The sequence below is a fragment of the Pseudomonas sp. GW822-FHT04H02 genome (assembly GCF_058800645.1).
The window spans coordinates 542,628-560,371 of sequence record NZ_JBXAMM010000004.1; the positions used below are offsets into that span (position 1 = coordinate 542,628).

General features: G+C 59.5%; 19 protein-coding genes and 3 pseudogenes. 6 read left to right on the plus strand and 16 right to left on the minus strand.

Annotation, left to right across the window (positions count from 1 at the left end; genetic code table 11):
* Positions 1-73 precede the first annotated feature (73 nt).
* Together AC1RMG_RS19820 and AC1RMG_RS19825 are read left to right on the plus strand one after the other, a co-directional pair.
* Positions 74-1,948 carry a D-arabinono-1,4-lactone oxidase gene (locus AC1RMG_RS19820; protein ID WP_493170022.1) on the plus strand — a complete coding sequence of 625 codons (1,875 nt, stop codon included), beginning with the start codon at positions 74-76 and terminating at the stop codon, positions 1,946-1,948.
* A 75-nt stretch (positions 1,949-2,023) separates the two neighbouring features.
* On the plus strand, positions 2,024-2,737 hold the full coding sequence (locus AC1RMG_RS19825; protein ID WP_410036851.1) for an SOS response-associated peptidase: 714 nt from the start codon (positions 2,024-2,026) through the stop codon (positions 2,735-2,737).
* Here AC1RMG_RS19825 and AC1RMG_RS19830 read toward each other — a convergent pair whose 3' ends face one another.
* The 4 genes and pseudogenes from AC1RMG_RS19830 to AC1RMG_RS19845 all read right to left on the minus strand — a co-directional run.
* Positions 2,738-2,992 carry a hypothetical protein gene (locus AC1RMG_RS19830; RefSeq protein ID WP_041120661.1) on the minus strand — a complete coding sequence of 85 codons (255 nt, stop codon included), beginning with the start codon at positions 2,990-2,992 and terminating at the stop codon, positions 2,738-2,740. It abuts the gene before it with no gap.
* A 163-nt stretch (positions 2,993-3,155) separates the two neighbouring features.
* Positions 3,156-3,509: a hypothetical protein gene (locus AC1RMG_RS19835; protein ID WP_410036852.1), complete on the minus strand. Its 354-nt coding sequence runs from the start codon at positions 3,507-3,509 to the stop codon at positions 3,156-3,158.
* A 17-nt stretch (positions 3,510-3,526) separates the two neighbouring features.
* Positions 3,527-3,922, minus strand: coding sequence for a structural protein P5 (locus AC1RMG_RS19840; RefSeq protein ID WP_493170260.1), 396 nt, complete (start codon positions 3,920-3,922; stop codon positions 3,527-3,529).
* 59 nt (positions 3,923-3,981) lie between these two features.
* Positions 3,982-4,053: pseudogene (locus tag AC1RMG_RS19845) on the minus strand (glycoside hydrolase family 19 protein); the annotation flags it as partial.
* A 395-nt stretch (positions 4,054-4,448) separates the two neighbouring features.
* On the opposite strand from AC1RMG_RS19845, the gene AC1RMG_RS19850 reads away from it, so the two are divergent.
* Entirely contained in the window at positions 4,449-5,225 is a 777-nt protein-coding gene (locus tag AC1RMG_RS19850; protein ID WP_370059340.1) for a hypothetical protein, read from the plus strand.
* Positions 5,226-5,228: 3 nt separating this feature from the next.
* Here AC1RMG_RS19850 and AC1RMG_RS19855 read toward each other — a convergent pair whose 3' ends face one another.
* On the minus strand, positions 5,229-5,885 hold the full coding sequence (locus AC1RMG_RS19855) for an HD domain-containing protein (RefSeq protein WP_125063474.1): 657 nt from the start codon (positions 5,883-5,885) through the stop codon (positions 5,229-5,231).
* Positions 5,886-6,429: 544 nt separating this feature from the next.
* Here AC1RMG_RS19855 and AC1RMG_RS19860 point away from each other — a divergent pair.
* Positions 6,430-6,630 (plus strand): hypothetical protein, encoded by a 201-nt coding sequence (locus tag AC1RMG_RS19860; RefSeq protein ID WP_019094218.1) that lies wholly within the window; start codon positions 6,430-6,432, stop codon positions 6,628-6,630.
* Positions 6,631-6,870: 240 nt separating this feature from the next.
* Here the strand turns inward: AC1RMG_RS19860 and AC1RMG_RS19865 are convergent, their stop codons facing one another.
* Together AC1RMG_RS19865 and AC1RMG_RS19870 are read right to left on the minus strand one after the other, a co-directional pair.
* Positions 6,871-7,707, minus strand: coding sequence for a bifunctional allantoicase/(S)-ureidoglycine aminohydrolase (locus AC1RMG_RS19865; RefSeq protein ID WP_011062092.1), 837 nt, complete (start codon positions 7,705-7,707; stop codon positions 6,871-6,873).
* Positions 7,708-7,893: 186 nt separating this feature from the next.
* A complete protein-coding gene (locus AC1RMG_RS19870) occupies positions 7,894-8,778 on the minus strand; it encodes a LysR substrate-binding domain-containing protein (RefSeq protein ID WP_011062093.1) in 885 nt (294 codons plus the stop codon).
* 222 nt (positions 8,779-9,000) lie between these two features.
* Between AC1RMG_RS19870 and AC1RMG_RS19875 the strand changes: the two genes are divergently transcribed.
* Positions 9,001-9,195, plus strand: a complete 195-nt coding sequence (locus AC1RMG_RS19875; RefSeq protein ID WP_015636219.1) for a hypothetical protein — start codon at positions 9,001-9,003, stop codon at positions 9,193-9,195.
* An 80-nt stretch (positions 9,196-9,275) separates the two neighbouring features.
* Here AC1RMG_RS19875 and ykgO read toward each other — a convergent pair whose 3' ends face one another.
* The 4 genes from ykgO to AC1RMG_RS19895 all read right to left on the minus strand — a co-directional run bounded on the left by ykgO (position 9,276) and on the right by AC1RMG_RS19895 (position 13,443).
* Positions 9,276-9,425, minus strand: a complete 150-nt coding sequence (gene ykgO, locus AC1RMG_RS19880; protein WP_011062095.1) for a type B 50S ribosomal protein L36 — start codon at positions 9,423-9,425, stop codon at positions 9,276-9,278.
* 186 nt (positions 9,426-9,611) lie between these two features.
* Positions 9,612-10,826, minus strand: coding sequence for a TPM domain-containing protein (locus tag AC1RMG_RS19885; RefSeq protein WP_493170035.1), 1,215 nt, complete (start codon positions 10,824-10,826; stop codon positions 9,612-9,614).
* A gap of 156 nt (positions 10,827-10,982) precedes the next feature.
* Positions 10,983-12,389 carry an aldehyde dehydrogenase family protein gene (locus tag AC1RMG_RS19890; RefSeq protein WP_019094216.1) on the minus strand — a complete coding sequence of 469 codons (1,407 nt, stop codon included), beginning with the start codon at positions 12,387-12,389 and terminating at the stop codon, positions 10,983-10,985.
* Positions 12,390-12,399: 10 nt separating this feature from the next.
* Positions 12,400-13,443: a homoserine dehydrogenase gene (locus AC1RMG_RS19895; protein WP_019094215.1), complete on the minus strand. Its 1,044-nt coding sequence runs from the start codon at positions 13,441-13,443 to the stop codon at positions 12,400-12,402.
* 273 nt (positions 13,444-13,716) lie between these two features.
* On the opposite strand from AC1RMG_RS19895, the gene AC1RMG_RS19900 reads away from it, so the two are divergent.
* Positions 13,717-13,974 carry a hypothetical protein gene (locus tag AC1RMG_RS19900; RefSeq protein WP_072449878.1) on the plus strand — a complete coding sequence of 86 codons (258 nt, stop codon included), beginning with the start codon at positions 13,717-13,719 and terminating at the stop codon, positions 13,972-13,974.
* Positions 13,975-14,147: 173 nt separating this feature from the next.
* Here AC1RMG_RS19900 and AC1RMG_RS19905 read toward each other — a convergent pair whose 3' ends face one another.
* The 5 genes and pseudogenes from AC1RMG_RS19905 to AC1RMG_RS19925 all read right to left on the minus strand — a co-directional run.
* Entirely contained in the window at positions 14,148-14,561 is a 414-nt protein-coding gene (locus AC1RMG_RS19905; RefSeq protein ID WP_125063479.1) for a hypothetical protein, read from the minus strand.
* A gap of 208 nt (positions 14,562-14,769) precedes the next feature.
* A pseudogene (locus AC1RMG_RS19910) lies at positions 14,770-15,204 on the minus strand (toxin C-terminal domain-containing protein); the annotation flags it as partial.
* 250 nt (positions 15,205-15,454) lie between these two features.
* Positions 15,455-15,925, minus strand: a complete 471-nt coding sequence (locus tag AC1RMG_RS19915) for a hypothetical protein (protein ID WP_233447052.1) — start codon at positions 15,923-15,925, stop codon at positions 15,455-15,457.
* Positions 15,925-16,269, minus strand: a complete 345-nt coding sequence (locus tag AC1RMG_RS19920; protein ID WP_320334754.1) for a polymorphic toxin type 24 domain-containing protein — start codon at positions 16,267-16,269, stop codon at positions 15,925-15,927. The genes AC1RMG_RS19915 and AC1RMG_RS19920 overlap by 1 nt, the downstream gene beginning before the upstream one ends.
* A 60-nt stretch (positions 16,270-16,329) precedes the next feature.
* A pseudogene (locus tag AC1RMG_RS19925) lies at positions 16,330-17,714 on the minus strand (hemagglutinin repeat-containing protein); the annotation flags it as partial.
* Between the last annotated feature and the right edge of the window lie 30 nt (positions 17,715-17,744).

Sequence of the window (17,744 nt, forward strand, 5' to 3'; positions counted from 1 at the left end):
CCATGGAGGGTTGGCGCCAGCGCATTTCATCGACCGCATGTTTCATGCCGCCACCACCCAACTGGACATCACCATGAGAAAAGTCGAGCGCATTGGCTGCCTTAACAATGGCATCTTCATCATGAACTTTTCGATTCAGTGGTTTGATTCGAAGGGAAGCTGGCATACCTCAGCCTGGAACAGCGGCAACTTCAACAACGGCCTGTACAAGGTAAGCCCGGCACTTTCGTCGCTCGGAGTTCCAGCCGATGCGATCGGGGTGGCCCCTTATGTTTGTGCAGTGCTTGGAACAAGTAGTCGAGGGACGCCCCTGGTGCAGTCGGCAGATAACGGCCGGCTGGCAGCTTACGAAGTGACAGGAACGACCCTGGACTTCAAGGTCCAGCCTCTGCCGTGGAGGAACTGGGCTCAGAACATCGTTCATACAATGTCGATCGATGGGGAATATTACTTCTCGCCGACGAACCTGGTTGAACTCCAGGCCATCGTCAGTCAAGCCGTACTGGCTGGCGCGACTGTCCGCGTTTCCGGCCAGCGGCACGCGCAGCCGGCCCTGGTGGCCGAAGACAATCGCCTCGCGCCGAACCCGGCGCGCTGGCTGATCGACCTCTCCTGCTACAAGGACCTGGGCCCCGAGGGCAATCAGTCCATCGTGCTGCACCCCTCCGAAACCAAGGTCACGGTGAACACGGGTGTACGCGAGGATGCACTGGATGCGTTTCTGACGGGCCACGACATGATGCTCAAGACCGTGACCGCCGGCGGTTTTTTCAGCCTTGGCGGGATGACCGCGGTGGACGTGCACGGTGCCACCATCAACGCGCCGATCTTCGCGGAAACGGTCTCGGCGTTCAGCATCATGGGCCCGGATGGCCAGGTAAGGACCCTCGACACACAGACCCCAGCGGTGGATGGCTGGTCGCCCCTGCAGTTCGCCCGCGTCTCTCTGGGGGCCCTGGGAATCGTCACCTCGGTCACCGTTGAGGTGATGCCACGCCCCTGGGCCACGACCTTGAAATCGGGCAAGGAGGGCAACATCACCTGTAACGATCAGCAGGCGTTCATTGCCCAATTCAAGACCCTGCTCGCGAGCCATGACCGCGTTGAGTCCTTCGTCAATCCGTACACCCACAACTTCCTCATCCTGTGGTGGGACCTGGTTTCTTCCCCAGCGACGAAGATTCCGAACCTGAAGGCAAGCGTTCCCGATGCCTGCGCCCTGGCGCAAGAAAACATCTTCGGCGCGCCCTATTTGATACCGATGGAGCCGATCCTCGAACCGCCCTTGATTGCGGCGCAGTATCTTGGAAACAAAACGGCGGCCAACGCGATCATCGATGCGGGCTACCTCACCATCGAAACGCTCTTCGATCAGGCTGCGGCTGTCTACTCCGACTTGTGGCTGACCCGGGCGTCGCGGGTGATCTTCATGTCTTATTTCATCGAACTCCCGGCACTCGATGACTCAGGGCTGAGCAAGGCCTGGCAGGGTCTTGACGCGGTCATGGAGCGCCTCAAGCGTTCCAGCGACTTCCTGCTGGTTGCCCCCATGGAGTTCCGCTTCGTCCGTGGCGGCGACAGCGTACTGGCCGGAACCTACACCGAAACCCCCAACGCGACCTTCGTCAATCTGGACCTGATCGGTTACGTACCGGCCGTCGCGGGGGCTGAATACCCCCAGCTCCTGCTGCACTTCTTCGCCGACATCGAGCGCGCCTGGGTGGCCCTGGGAGGAATGCCGCACACCGGCAAGATGTTCGGTTTCTACGACCCGAGTCGCCCCGCTGGAACATTTTCGCCACCGTTCAACCCGGCGTTCCTCAAGGATCTGGCGGCGCGGCGCGGTGCCAGAATCAAGGCCTTCGATTCCTACCGCAGAAGCTGCGATCCACAGGGTGTGTTCCACAACCGTTTCGTAGCGGCGCTGTTGGGAGACACGCCCCAGTAGAGCAGTAGAGCTGCCCCGCCAAGGAAAGCGTCCGGTGCCTGATCTACAGTTGAAGCAGGCATTGAGGACATGACCATGTGCGGGCGCCTTTCCCAGTACCGTGGCATTCATGATTTCGTGGCGGCCTTGAGCATGCCCGGGGCCCTGGTCGACAACCTGGGCGAGCAGCCTCTGGGACACTACAACGGCGCACCGAGCATGCAACTGGCCCTGTTCCATGTCACCGCTGGCAGGCTTTACGCCGACCCGGTGCGCTGGGGCTGGAGGCCGCACTGGGCCAAGGATCGAGCCCCACCGATCAATGCCAGGGCCGAGAACGTGGCCCACGGCCCGTTCTTCCGGCAAATCTGGCCACACCGCGCTATCTGCCCGATCGACAACTGGTTTGAATGGGTGGACGAAGGCGGCCCGAAGAAGCAGCCTTACCTGATCCGGCACCGGGACGGCTCGCCGATTCTCTGCGCTTCGATCGGACAACTTCCGAATCCAGACGAAGGCCACGGGAAGCACGAAGGCTTTGTGATCATCACCGCCGACAGCGCCGGCGGCATGGTCGATATTCACGACCGCCGACCTGTGGTCCTTGCGCCTGAACTGGCCCGGGAGTGGCTCGACCCGGCCACGCCGAAGGAACGCGCCGAGCAGATGGCCCTGCACCAGGGTGAGCCCGCCAGCGCCTTCGAATGGTTCAGGGTAAGCACCGCAGTCGGCAACGTCAGGAATCACGGCCCGGAACTGATCGAGCCCACTACCAAGCCCGCCGGCGGCGATGCGGTCAACAACGGCTGATCACTGGCAAGCCTCCACCGCGGCAACCAGAACTCGCTCATATCCGACCCGCTGCCGGCGCTCCGCCAGCAGCGCCCGCACCTTCAGTTCCAAGCTATCGGTCTTCTTGAGGCTGCCCGTGGCCCAGGCTGGCACAGGCACCACAGGCGCCCTGCACGGCACCTGCACTGGCACCTCCACCCGCACCGTGCGCACCTCGGGCTCCCGGGCTGCGCACCCCGTCAGCACCAACGCAAAAGCGCAAATGCCCGCCAGGCCAGGCCCACGGCCAACCCAGGCTGTAAGCCTTGTAAATAGCGGCCTGTGGACTTTAAAAACCCCAATTTCACCCGGGTTTAGGCCCAGGTGGCCGCCGGGGTACCACCTGCACTTTTTCGCAGGTCCTGCACTACCTGCGCCTTTTGCTGGTCCTGCACGCTCATAACCCCAGCTCCTGATCAATGATCGATTCCGCCGCCGGCGCCGGGTCACCGCCGGTACGTTCCTGCAGGAGACGATTCGCCGCGGAGTAGTCATGTTTGGCCAGCTCCCGGGCGCCAGCCTGGGCCTGGACAGCGTGGCGCTCACGCTCCTGACCTGCCAGCACCAGGTCACCCAGTTTCCGGCCCTGCTCACCCGCCAGGGCTTCCAGGTTGTCGCGACCGGCCTTTGCCGTGGCCAAGTCGCCCAGGGCAGTGTCGAGCAGCGGCCGGTAATGCTTGGAGGCCATCCATGCCCCCAGAGCAGCGCCGGCGAACAGCACCAGGACAGCGGTCAGTAGGACGCCAGCCACCCGCCAGGCGCCGGCGCTCACTTCAGGGCCCTGCGCAGGCCTTCCTCAACCACAGCAGCCGGGTAAGGGTTGCCACCGTTTTCGTGCACGATGATGCCCAGCACGGTCTCGCGCAGCGTCTTGAGGTCGGCCATGTTGATCGAATCGCGTACGCCGACGCCCAGGCGCTTGGCAATCGCTGCAGCGTATGCCTGGGTGTTGTTCTCGTTGCTGGGCGCCCATCGGCTGATGAACTCCAGGGGCGTGTCGATACCGGGCTTGCCCACGCCGGGCATGCCGTCCTTGCCGCGATAGTTGAGCAGCAGCTTGCCCAGGGCACGGATGCCGTTCTCGGCGGTATCGAAGATGGCGAAGCGGCCGTTCGGCTCCTTGCCGAGTTGGCCCTCCCACTGGTTGCGTGGGTTGCAGTCTATGTTTCCAGGGTTGCGGTTGCGGACACCGAGGGCGTTCTAAATGGTCATTGTCAAACTCCAGGCACAAAAAAGCCCGCAACAGGGCGGGCGTTCGGGAGGATCTGCAGCAACTGCTGCTCGGTGATCGGCATTTAATTTTCTCCAGGCAATAAAAAACCCGCTCAGGGCGGGCGCATTCGGACGCTTCAGTTACAGCTGTGGATTGAACGGGTACTGCTGTAACCCGCCTCCGGCGTTCTGCCGACCCAGCCCCCCTACAGTTCGTCGGCGCAAGTCGCGCCGTGCTCAAGTTTCGAATACTGTATATATATACAGCAACCATCTCGAGTCAGCACCGCACACACTGGAGGCACCGCAACAGCCGATTGTCTGCTTCCCCTCACGCCCCTGGAGCGCGGCAGGAACTCCATACGTATCAAGCGAGACACCACGGCTTTTCAGGAAAAGTGGCGATATGGCGGCGGTCATATGCCTCGGGCCATTTCGGCCCGCACTCAAGCACGCACTTCACTTAAGGATGAGCAGCATGAACGATGATTTGAAGCAGTCAGGCTCTACTACGACCTCGCAGACCACCACCTCGCTGGAGCAGGTGAAAACCGGAAGGGTCTTGGATTTCACCTGGGCACCTAACGCCAACACCACGACCACCACCGTATCAGCGGACTTTGTCGACTACCGAGTCGATACAGCCCAAGGCAGCCCTACCGGGGACAGCCACTCCATAGCACGCTTTACCTATGTCCAGGGCAAAGGCGGCGGCCAGATCAGCCAGCTGTTTCTCGAGGAGATGCGTGCCGGTGTACGGGCCAACACCCAGATCGGGCTGATGGTCGGACGCAAGTGGGTTCTGGACCCCAACGGCGAGGTCTCGGGCAGCATCGGCACCTATGTGGTCGAACAATTCGATGACATGCGCGCCAGTGTCAATTATGTCGGTTCCTTCGCCCGCGTCTTCGCCGACCCCAGGATGGTCAGCTACCACGCCGGGGGCCATGTGCACCCCAATGTCTCGATCACCGGCAGCAGGCCCCTGACCATGGCGGATTCAGGCAAGTCGATCCTGGTCATTAGCGACACCGACGTCACGCTGACGATTGGTGACGATGTGACTGAAGGGTTCAAGGCCACGCTAATCCAGGCCGCCGCCGGCAAGATCAACATCGCGGTGTCGAGCAGCCACATGATCTACAGCAACGCAGGGGGCCGCACGCGCACGCTCAACCCCCTGGATGAGCTGGAAGTCAGCACTTTCCCATTCGGCCCGGTGTACCTGGCCTTCCGCGTCAGGCCTACGGCCTGACGATTAATCGGGGGCTCCGATCTCCTCCATGAATCCGTCCAGGAAATCCTTCAGGCGCGCATGCCTGACTGCCGCCAACCGCGCCCCTTCGACCGTCTGAAATCCGGAGGCAAGGGAGAGTAGCTTGGTGTGGAAGTGCTCAATGGTAAAACGCTTGTCTTGATAGGGCCTGCCGATGGCGGTGGGGTTTGTGATGTCGTACAGCGCAGAGCCCATTCGCCCAGCAATGTAGAAACAACGGGCGACTCCGATCATGCCGATGGCGTCCAGGCGGTCGCTGTCCTGAAGGATCCTGGCTTCCAGGGTGAGGGGTTCGACGCCCGCGGAGAAGCTATGAGCCTGGACCGCGTGGGCAACAAGCTCAATACGCGGGGCAGGCCAGCCCATGCGCTGCAGAATAGACGCTGCTTTATTGGCCGAAAGAGTGGATGCCTGCGACCGCAATGGCGAGTTTTTCTCGACGGCCACGCAATCGTGCAAGAGGGTTGCGGCAAGCAACGCTTCCAGGTCCCCACCTTCCTTGTCCTGCAGGCGCCGAACATTCATCCAGACCCGATGAATATGAGAAAGATCGTGAGAGCCGTCCGTGCTGTCCCCAGGCAGGAAAGCGAGCAAGTCGGACGCCAGGCTCTGGTAAGGAAAAAACGGCTCTTCAAGCATTTCGTGGCTCCATGGAAGTACTGATCCTGCAGCGTCGGCGAAACGACTCGAGCAGATATCTCGGCGCTATAGAGAATCGGCGGCTAAGCAGAGAAGTACTTGAGCCAATAAGCATCCCGGCATTCATTGGTGAAGCTGATGTGAGCAGGGCGGATGATTTTGTCGAGAGGTTGGCGAACCCCCTCATGGCAGATCCAGCCTTCGACGCAGGCTGCATCGCTGGGAAACCGCCCTGCTCTGCTAGCCGCTTGATGAGTGCCCTGTCATCGTCGGCGGTGACGGTGTCCCCCTGATCGAGCTGGCTTTCCTGACTCGCGTTGTCAAGTAGCGCGGTGCGAGGCGATGCAACTCCCCGGCTTGCACTGACGTAGCTGGCAAGGTGGTCTGAATGAACCATGGACTCTGTCCACAGGTGGATTGGGACGACTGACAAGCACGCTGACGACGCGCTGGGACTTTACCGATAAGGCGAGCCAATCGACAACCCTGGCCAATGCCACACGCTGTATCCGTTACTCACCTGTAGCAGGAACCTTTTTCCAGAATGGCAATCAGTGCTGCACGCTTTCCGATCAATCATTCAGTGGGCACCGGCATGATCTTGAGAAAAACGGCTCTATACATGGCCTTGGTAATGGCAGGCGTCCTTATCGGCTACAGCATCAAGCCCAGCAATGGGCTCCAGGTAACCGCAGGGCAACTTATAAGCTGCGGCAAGACCACCATTCCAACCATCGAGATGTGATGCCGGCGCACCTGTGCGCCCTCCTCCCTCGCAGCAGATTCCAGCAGGCCCTCAACGACCTTGGACCTGGGCACCGCGCAAAAGAGCAAGACATTGCCAGGGGCGATTGCCTGCGCCCATTCTGGGCTGAACTCCAGGCTCTACCCCTCAGACAAAAGAAAACCGGCGAATGATCGCCGGTTCCTGTCACTCGCCGTTCAGCAGTGCGGAGGCCAGAACGGCCCTTGCACTGCCGTCGGATCAATGCGCTGCGTTGAGGGTCAGGCGCATCTGGCGGTTCACATCCTTGTACAGCAGGTAGCGGAAACGACCCGGGCCGCCGGAGTAGCAGGCCTGTGGGCAGAAGGCGCGCAGCCACATGAAGTCACCGGCCTCGACCTCGACCCAATCCTGGTTCAGGCGATACACCGCCTTGCCTTCCAGGACGTACAGGCCATGCTCCATGACGTGGGTCTCGGCGAACGGAATCACGCCGCCCGGCTCGAAGTTGACGATGTTGACGTGCATGTCATGGCGCATGTCGCTCATGTCGACAAAACGCGTGGTGCTCCAGCGGCCTTCGGTATCGGGCATGACCCGCGGCTCGATGTCCTGCTCGTTGGTGACGAAAGCGTCCGGGTATGGCACTCCATCGACTTTCTGGTAGTGCTTGCGGATCCAGTGGAAACGCGCCTCGGTGCCGCTGGTGTTGCGCAGCTTCCAGTCGGCAGCCGGTGGGATAAAGGCATAGCCGCCGGGTTTGAGGACATGCACCTGGCCTTGCAGGGTCAGGTTGACCTCGCCTTCGACGACGAACAGTACCGCTTCGGCGTTGGGGTCCTGCTCGGGCTTGTCGCTACCGCCATTGGCGCCGACTTCAACGATGTACTGGGAAAAGGTTTCGGCGAAACCCGACAGCGGACGAGCGATGACCCACATGCGCATGTTGTCCCAGTGCGGCAGGTGGCTGGTGACGATGTCGCGCATCACGCCCTTGGGAATCACGGCGTAGGCTTCGGTGAACATTGCGCGGTCGGTGAGCAGTTCGGTCTGTGCCGGGTGCCCGCCGTGAGGCGCGTAATAGGTGGTTTTGGACATGGAGACTCTCCTCATTGTTGTTTTGCTGCCCCGCGCGGCAACGCCGCCAGGGTGAACAAACCTGCGGGTCGACGCGCCAGGGAAGCGGCGCGGACCGCTGCTGGCCACCACGATATCCAGCGTTACGCACATGCACAAATTAAATACTGGAATCCGCCATATTCATTTATCGAATGCCGCGCGACTTCAGCCCTGAGTGTCCTGGGCCAGCACCCGCGACAACACTCGCGCCAGTTCCTTGACCATGGGATCTGCCGCCGGGCGGTGCAGCAACGCCACCTCGAACACGTCCACCGAGGGCAGCCCGGTGCTTTTGGACAGGACCTGGTGGCCAGCCGTGACCGCACGCAATGGCAACAGGCCTATGCCCATGCCATCGGCAATGGCCGACTGCAGGCCGCTGAGGCTGGAGCTGGTGAAGCTGATATGCCAGCGCCGGCCCACCGCCTCCAGGGCATTGATCATGGCATCGCGGTACACCCCGCGTGGCGGGAAGGTAACGATAGGCAGCGGGTCGAGATCGATGCAGGGGTTTTTCGCGCTATCCACCCATCGGGTCTTCTCCGGCCAGCAGGCCAGTGCCTCGCGGCTGTTGCGCAGTTGCTTGAGCACCACCAGGTCCAGTTCGCCACGGTCATAACTGGCGTTGAGGTCGCGACTCATGCCGCTGGTGACCTCCAGCTTGACCTGGGGATAGCGCCGGTTGAACGCAGCCAGTTGCTCGGTGGTGCGGCCGGCAGCGAAGTCGTCCGGCACGCCGATACGCACCGTCAGCACCACCGTGGCACCGGACAGCGCCTCGAACATTTCATCGTTCAGTGCCAGCAGGCGCCGGGCATATCCCAGCAGGGTCTCGCCGGCATCGGTGGGCAACACATCGCGATTGCCGCGCTCAAGCAGGCGCTGCCCGACCATCTCCTCCAGGCGGCGGATCTTCTGGCTGATGGTGGATTGGGTGGAATGCAGGCGGGTGGCGGCCGTGGTGAAACTGCCGCAGTCGGCCACCGTGACAATGGCCCGCAGCAAGTCGAGGTCGAACAGGCGGCTATTGGGTTTCTCAATGTCGCTCATGCTGGTATCTGTTTTCTGAATGCGTTGCGCCTTTCTACCGGGTCTGGCCCGAGGACACAATTGCCCCCCGGCGCTGAGCAGCCCCGTGCCAAGGCGGCATCCTGCAAGCACGGCAGATATTTTTTCCGGGCCCGCCTGATTGGCAATGTGTATCGACATGTAACGGCGTAGGATGAGGCTCCGGTTCGCTCTATCCCTGACCCTGCTCTGGAGATGCTGAAAATGAAGTTGAACTGCCTCAAGGTGTTGCTGATCGGCGCCACCCTTCTACTGGGCGCTTGCTCCAGTGCGACCACCCACCCCTGCTATTCGGACAAGTGCCGGCTTGGCGGTGGCGTGAGCAATCTGAATCTCAACGGCAACCGCGCATTGGGCAACAGCTTCAACGAGTACGGCTCGACCCTGCTGCACGACTGAAAAACCTGCCCCTCATGCCTGGGTGCTCTCGGGAGTGGCTCGCTCCAGCAGCGCCTTGTCACTCCCGACCGCCCCCGCACTCACCCCTTGTTCCGGTTCTTCGCCCCGCCCTGGCGAGCCTTGAAGCGCGGATTGGATTTGCAGATCACATAGATGCGACCGCGACGCTTGACGATCTGGCAGTCGCGGTGACGATTCTTGGCTTCTTTGAGGGACGACAGGACTTTCATGGCAACGCTTCCTTGGGACTGAAATTAATGTAATAACATATCATATTCACCAATGAGAATTATTATCAACCATCAATTTCCGCCAACCTGACCGCTCAACGATTCTCTGCGCCGCCATCGGCCCGTTGCCCGGCCCCGCAGGCTTGGGAGAGCAGGACGGCTGCGTGATCATTACCGCGCCCAGCCTCACCAACTGCCCGACGCCCCGCCGCCGCCACTGGAACCGCCGCCCCCGGAGAAACCGCCACCCGAGCTTGAGCGGCCGCCACTGCTGCTGCCACCGCCACTGCTCCAGCGAAAGCCACTGCCGCCGGCAAACAGTATGAAACTCAGGAAATAGGCGAACGGCACGACCCTCAGCCAACGCTGAGCCGCCTGCCAGGCATCCACACCCAGGCCCATCAGCAGAACCAGCGTCAGCAACACGGCAAAGCGCCATAAAAAGCCCCGGGGGCTCTTGCGCCAGCTGTTGCGCATCATCCAGTACAGCAGCCAATGGCCGCCCAGCACCAGCAGCACCCCCGCCGGCCAGGCCAGGCCGTAGAGGAAAGTCAAACGGCCCAGATACTGGCTGACCAGGGTCAGCAGGCCGATGTACAGCAGCAGCCCCAGCACCCCGTAGAACACCCGCCGCGCCTGCCACAGCCCGGCGAAGGTCGCACCGCCGATCAACATGCACAGCGGCACCAGGAACAACTGCGCCAGCCACTCATGGCCGCCCACGGCTCCCACCAGCACCGCCATCAGCACCACTGCGCCCCCCAGCACCCGGCGCCAGTTCCAGCCGGCGGCCAGCATCACCCCCGCCACCGAGCCGAAAACGAACGCCAGCAGCAAGGCATAGGCTTCGAGCGGCACCGCCAGCCCCGCAGGCTCGGGCAACGAGCCCCCGTCCACCAGCAGGATCAAGTCATCCAGGGCACGGTCGATACCGCCGGCAAAGTCGCCCTGACGAAAGGCCGGGGTCAGGTCCTGGGCGATGATCTGCCCGGCCAGCAGGTCGGTGACCACCGGTTCCAGGCCATAACCGACCTCGATCCGCACCTTGTGGTCGTTCTTCGCCACCAGCAGCAGGATGCCGTCGTCTACCCCCTTGCGCCCCAGCTTCCAGGCGCGAAACAACTGGTTGCTCAGGGCCTCGATGCTCTGCTGGCCCAGGTTGGGCAGCAGCATCACCGCGATCTGCGCGCCGCGGCGCTGCTCCAGCGCCTCCAGCTTGTGCACCATCCGCTCCTGGGTGGCGCTATCCAAGGTCGCGGTCAGGTCGATCACCCGCCGGTCCAGGGGCACCTTCACCAGCCCCGGCGGCGCCTCCTCGGCGTGCACCAGGGTCGGCAACAGCAGCCCGAGAAACAGCGCCAGCCACAGGCCACGCCCTTGTTGCAACCACACCTTGATCATCGGCCCGCTTCCCGCATCGTTCATCCTGAAGCGGCGAACTTTACCACTGCCCGTACCGCGACCGATTCACCGCACCTCACCGCCAGCAAAAAAACACCGGGCAGGTGACCAAACCTGCCCGGTGCCCGGCGACCTGTCGTGTTGCTGCAATCAGCCTCAGCCCAGGCGGTTGAGGCACACCACCTTGGGCTGGGTCATTTCCTCATAGGCGAAACGCACCCCTTCGCGGCCCAGGCTGCCGTACTTGAAGCCGCCAAACGGCATGGCATCGAAACGGTAATCGGACGAATCGTTGATCATCACCCCGCCCGCCTCGATCCGCCGCGCGGCGTCCATGGCGATACGCAGGTCATTGGTGAAGATCCCTGCATGCAGGCTGTATTCGGGCTGATTGGCCAAAGCGATGGCCTGATCCAGATCGTCGAACGGTTGCAAGACCACCACTGGCGCAAAGACCTCGTCCTGCCACAGGCGACTGCCGTGGTCGACATTCTCCAGCACCGTGGCGGCGTAACAGGAACCCCGGCGCTGATGCCCACAGAGCAAACGCGCGCCCTGTTGCAGCGCTTCATCCACGACCTTCTGCGCGTTCTGCGCCGCCTGCAGGCTGATCATCGGCCCGATGTCCGTGCTGCTGGCCAGCGGGTCGCCACTGACCTGCTCCCGAGCCAGGCGCACAAAAGCCTCTCGAAACGCCTCATAGATCGAGGCCTGGACCAGCAGGCGCTGGGTGCCGATGCAGTTCTGCCCCGCCGCCCAGAAGGCCCCGGACACGCAGCTTTCCACCGTCGCCGCCAGGTCGCAGTCGGTCATCACGATCACCGGCGCATTGCCTCCCAGGTCCATGGCCAGCTTTTTCAACCCGGCGCTGCGGGCGATCTGCTCCCCGGTGACAAAGCCGCCAGTGAACGACACCATGCGCACCTCACGGGCTTCCACCAGGGCCTTGCCCAGATCCGCACCACCGGTGGCCAGGGTCACCACCGAGGTCGGCAGGCCGGCATCGCGCAAGTAGTCCACCAGCTTGATCGCCGACAGCGGCGCCAGCTCCGAGGGCTTGAGAATCACCCCGTTGCCCCCGGCGATGGCCGGGCCCAGTTTGTGCGCCACCAGGTTCAACGGATCGTTGTAAGGCGTGATCGCCAGGATCAGCCCCAAGGGCTCGCGCGAAAACCAGCCCTGGCGGTTTTCCGAACCTTCATAGGCATCAAACGGCAGCACCTCGCCGGCATTGCGCTTGGCCTCTTCGGCCGACAGCTTGAGGGTGTTGATGCAGCGCTTGACCTCTTTCTGCGCCTGTTTCAGGGTCTTGCCCGCTTCATCGACGATCAACCGGGCGAAATGTTCGGCGTCGCGCTCGATGTTCAGGGCCGCCCGCTCCAGAATCCGTGCCCGCTGATAGCGCGGCAGCGCCGCGCAGTCGCTGACACCCTGGCGGGCTTGCTGCAACAGGTAGGGCACGGCACAGGCCTCAAGGCGTGGCACTGTCCCGATCAGCCGACCATCGAAGGGGCTGCAGACATCAATCGAATCGGCGGCCAGCGCCAGACGTGACAGGTTCATGGGCATGCTCCTAGCGGGCCAAGCGCGACTGGTGGATGTGAATGATGTCCGAGAGCAAGGCAAAGGCGGTCTCGATGCGCCCAGCGCCCGGCCCGGACACCGTCACCGCGCCCAGCAGTTCGGTGTTGAACGACACCGCGTTGATCGCCCCGCCAATGCCCGCCAGCGGATGGGCCAGGGGCAACAGGCGCGGCTCGACACTGGCTTGCAGCGAGCCATCGGCCAGGCGTTGGGCCGAACCGATCAGCTTCCAGCGCGCGCCCTCGGCACGGGCCTGCTCCAGGTCCTTGGCCGTCAGGCCGGAGATACCCCGGCAACTGACATCACTGACGGTCAACTGCGCGTCGAGCAATTCGTTGGCCAGGATCACCACCTTCAAGCGCACGTCAAAGCCTTCGACATCCGCGCTCGGATCGGCCTCGGCATACCCCAGGGCCTGGGCCTCGGCCACCGCTTCGGCAAAGCCCAGGCCGGCCTCCATGCGGGTCAGCACAAAGTTGGAGGTGCCATTGAGAATGCCCTCGAACCCCAGTAGCCCACTGCCGGCCAGGGACTGCTTGGCCATGCGGATCACCGGGGTGCCGCTCATCACCGCGCCTTCGTATTCGAAGGCCGCCAGATTGCGCTGGGCCAGGGCCTTGAGCTCGGCGCTGTGCAGGGCAATGGGGCCCTTGTTGGTGGTCACCACGTGCTTGCCCTGCTCCAGGGCCCAACGGCAGAAGGTACTCGCTGGCTCGCCGTCCACCGGGTTGGTGAAGGTGGCCTCGGCAATGATGTCGGCGCCAGAGTCCTTGATCACCTGTTCGTTGAGCGCCTCCACCTGGCCGCCAGGCAGTTGCGCCAACGCGCCTTTGGTTGCCGGCAGCTTGCTCAGCAGACCGGCGTCCAGTCCCTGGGGAGCGACGATGGAGCCGAGGAACAGATCGCTGATGCCGACGATTTTCAAACTGAAACCCAGCTGTTTTTTCCATGCCTGATTGCGCTCGGCAATCAATTGCGCCAGGGCCCGATTGACCCCGCCGAAGCCCACCAGGGCGATGTTGTATTCAGTCATTTTTGTTGTGTTCCATCCGGGTTGAGAAGCTGATGGACACAAGGTTAGGGGGCTGGCCCGGGCAGTGAAATATGCCGTTTTGCTGTATTTGCTGAGCATTTTGCCCACGCCTGGAGCCAGGTGCGCGGGCATAGAAATATGGCGGGTTGCGCAGGGACGCCTTCGAGAGTGCCTGGTCCTGTATCCCTGGTCCGCCAACCTTGTGCAATCCGTCACCCTTACTCTGTTTGGCGGCAGAAGGTGATGGCTCTGATTGATACAGGAGTAAGCCCCATGAGGACTCTGAATCGATACATGCCGATTACCGGCCACGACTGCAACATTCCCTCGCTGCTGATCGATACCCAGGCCCCCATTGACGTCCTCCACGATGCAGCGGCGTATCGCATTCGCGCTGTGACTCAACTGCTGGAGAACTTCGCGACTTCTGATGACGCGCCCGAAGGTGCAGTGGTTCTGCAGGAAATGTCACTGGTGTGCAGAATTCTGCTGCGCGGCGGGTATGATTTGATGGATTTTACAACAAGGTGAATACAGGAGCAGGTACTTCAGCAAGCAAAAATCGCGGCTTGAAAGTCGCGATTTTTCTCTCGTGCTCTTCGACGCTCAGTTCGCGACAAGATAGTTACTCTTATTTTCAGAAGCAACCCCTCTTCCAGCCAGCACAGTATCATCAACATCAGTTTCTTTACACCAAATATCAGTCAAGAAACATATTCACATCTAATATCAGAAAAACCAAAGCCACTCACAACTTCCTTAAGTCTAAAAACATACTCAGTAAAATCCGGCACAGTGCCAAAAACACAAATTCTATTTATTGAAATAGACAACGATATACAATCTCGACTAATTAAGAACTCCCCTCCAAACCTTCCATCAAAAACCATAGCAATACCAATCCTCCCGAATGGCGAATGAGAGTCGAGAAATTCCTTTAAGTTGAAATGCTCAGCATACTCTTTCTGCCAATCATAAGAGTCAATATCTGATGACAACAAAAATAGAACATCCCCTTCAAAATCAAAACTCCACCCAGAATCAAGCAGTGCCATCACTATATCTTTTGGACTACAAGGCCGAGACAGACTTACATCTACAGATGCTTGGCTACCCATATTAATACTCCTTAAAAAATATCCCTTTTGAACTCAGCCACTCCTTGGTATGCTGAGGAATCGGTGTATTGGAATGGACCTCAAAAGAAGCGCCATTATCTTTAGCTATTCGAGCATGCGCGCCGACATCTGACTTAAACTTATCAAAACCTTTAGATCCGGCTTGAGCATGATCCTCCCAGTATCGGCCAGATTTAGCCTCGTACCATTCAGACCATTGTTTCAGCGTTTCACCCGGTTTGAGTGCAGCGTCAATGGAAGAACTGCTCGCATACAAATCCGTACGCGACTCCTCATCCTTGGTGATCTCATATGCCTTGCCCACATCCCGGTTCAGCCCGGCCGTTGAATCGGCCCCGGTCTCGGCATCCTTGCGCACCACGATCTCGCCCGCCCCGACGGTGGCGCGCACGATCTGCTCGCGGTCCTTCTGGTAATCCCAGCCGCTGACGCTCCAGCCGGTTTCACCTTCCTTGCCTTTACCCACCTGGCTGCTGTCTTGTGTGGTGCCACTACCGGAGCTGTAGGTGCCGCCCACGTTCAGGTAATAGCCGTGTTCCTTGTCCTTGCCGGCAATATCGCTGAAGCCCAGGGTGCCGGTGTCCAGCTTGAGGTTGCCGTTGTCGGCAAAGATCAGAGTGCCAAAGCCACTCGTTTCTCTCGCGACATATATAGAGTTAGAACTGAATCACTCATCTTTTACGCGGACACTAAGAGCAGAACTATTTAACACGAAACAACCCACTCTTCTTCCAGACAAGCAACATACAAAAAAACTTCTTAACCCCCCTAAACATCACTCTGCAATACACCACCCACGACACATACAACCTAATAACTCACACACAAAACTACTCAACTCAAAAACTCATACCGCCCACTCTAAAACACAACTAACAAATCTGAAAAAAAATTATCGTTGGACCGTAATCCTGCTCGGTATTTGAGACTTCAACAGAAAATTTCTTCTCGGGAAACTTATCTTTTAAAACCAAACGCCATGAAACTGCAAAAATATCCGCCAACTGTTCAAATATTACATCACCAACATCGCTTGCCGTTCCAGAAAAAACATCATAAAGATGAATTTGATTCATCACCCTCTCAACGGCATTGACATCACCATTCAACTGCTCGAGCCAAACATCGAATATCGCAGCGTCGTATCGACTCTCTAGAAACACCGCATCATCCCTAACAACAAAATCGGGAAACAACAATCTACAAAACAACATAACATCTTCAGGACTGCAAATTTCACTCACATAGGAAAATATATCAACTGTACTTTTTTCCGCCCACTGCGATTTCCATGACTCATATCTACTCAAGCCTACAAAAGGTTTAATTGTATTAACACTCATCATGGAACCTCGTCTGGTCTAATCGGTCTTGGGGCTAACTTCGTGGATGGTGACTGCACTCTAACAGTTCCATCAGGAAGTGTATTCCTACCATACTCTATTACATGTGGCGTCGGAACAGACAAATGAGGCTTACCTGTAACATCGACTCTTTTCAACACCATACCCACCGAATCATAAGTAGCGTAGCTAGTTATGTTCCCTTGATTATCAGCCCGATATAACACTCCATTCACGGGACCACCTTCCAATATGAAATTTCGACTAACTTGAGTCCCACCCTCAAGAGGCCCTCCAACTAAATTTCGTGCATTACGAGGAGTAATACCATTTATAGTATACATCACCCCCGGATTCAGCTTGTGCTCCGGAGTCACATAGGCACCATCCTTCTGCACCCCATCCAGTTGAGTACCGCCGGTATGTGGCGTTGTAATAACTCCGCCACCCTCAGCGTAGCCCCCACTGGCAGGATTCCCTCCTGATGCATCAACAATCGGATTGACCAGCTTTCGGTTTTCATCATCAAGCAGGTGAATTGGGAACGGCATAACAGTTAGCAATTCCCAGAGCGCCATTGAAACCCTTAGCCGACTCTGCACCTCCTCCGCTTTTACAGAAACACCCTGACTAGCACTTTTAACCATAGAGTTGGCGGCATTACGCATCCGCTCTTGATTTTCAGGTGTGGACGCTTGATAAGCCAGTGCACCAATCAGGGCAAGCATAACCCCCGAACTAGCGAGCCCCTGAGCATAGTTATTTGCGCCTGCAGGAGAATCGCTGAGGCGGCCGATGAGCGCTGTCAGTTCAACTGACTTCTCAGGGCTCTGACGGGCAATTTCCTGCATGCGAGCGACGAGAAGCTTTTCCCCGTCAGATTTTGGATCTCCGAACTTCTGCTTGAGTCGAAACTCAATAGCCTCCGCACGTCTGTTCTCATCTTTGCTGAAGGCTTTTAGGTAGTTTTCAGTTTCTACCAAGACTCTATTAATTTCTTCGGATGTGCCCTGAAGATTGTCTGGCGACGCGATTAGAACGCCCATGCTGGCCGAGAGAAGGGTCAGCTTTACCATCGTCTCCCGGCTTTTTTCCCCATACAACTCAACACTCTTCTTCCACTGCTCATACGCCTTCTTCGGGCTCGCCACCGCCCCAAGGGAAGAACTGCTCGCATACAGATCCGTACGCGACTCCTCATCCTTGGTGATCTCATACGCCTTGCTCACATCCCGGTTCAGCCCGGCCGTTGAATCGGCCCCGGTCTCGGCATCCTTGCGCACCACGATCTCGCCCGCCCCGACGGTGGCGCGCACGATCTGCTCGCGGTCCTTCTGGTAGTCCCAGCCGCTGACGCTCCAGCCGGTTTCACCTTCCTTGCCTTTACCCACCTGGCTGCTGTCTTGTGTGGTGCCACTACCGGAGCTGTAGGTGCCGCCCACGTTCAGGTAATAACCGTGTTCCTTGTCCTTGCCGGCGATATCGCTGAAGCCCAGGGTGCCGGTGTCCAACTTGAGGTTGCCGTTGTCGGCGGCGATCAGCGCACCGTCGATCTGGGTGTGGTTTTCGGTGCGGATATCGACCTTGTTCTTGCCAGTGATGCGGGTTTGCTCTTCAACCCAGTCGGTCTTGCCGGTGGTCTGGCCGTAACCGACTGAGCCACTGACACCGGCACCCGGGCCGATGGTGGCAGTGACGCTGATGTCGAATTCCTTGCCCTTGACCTTGCCGGTATCGGCGACCGAAACGACATTTGGTCGCCTCCTACGCGCCCGATGACTTCGTCGCCACCACTATTGCAATTGGTCTCGCTGCAATT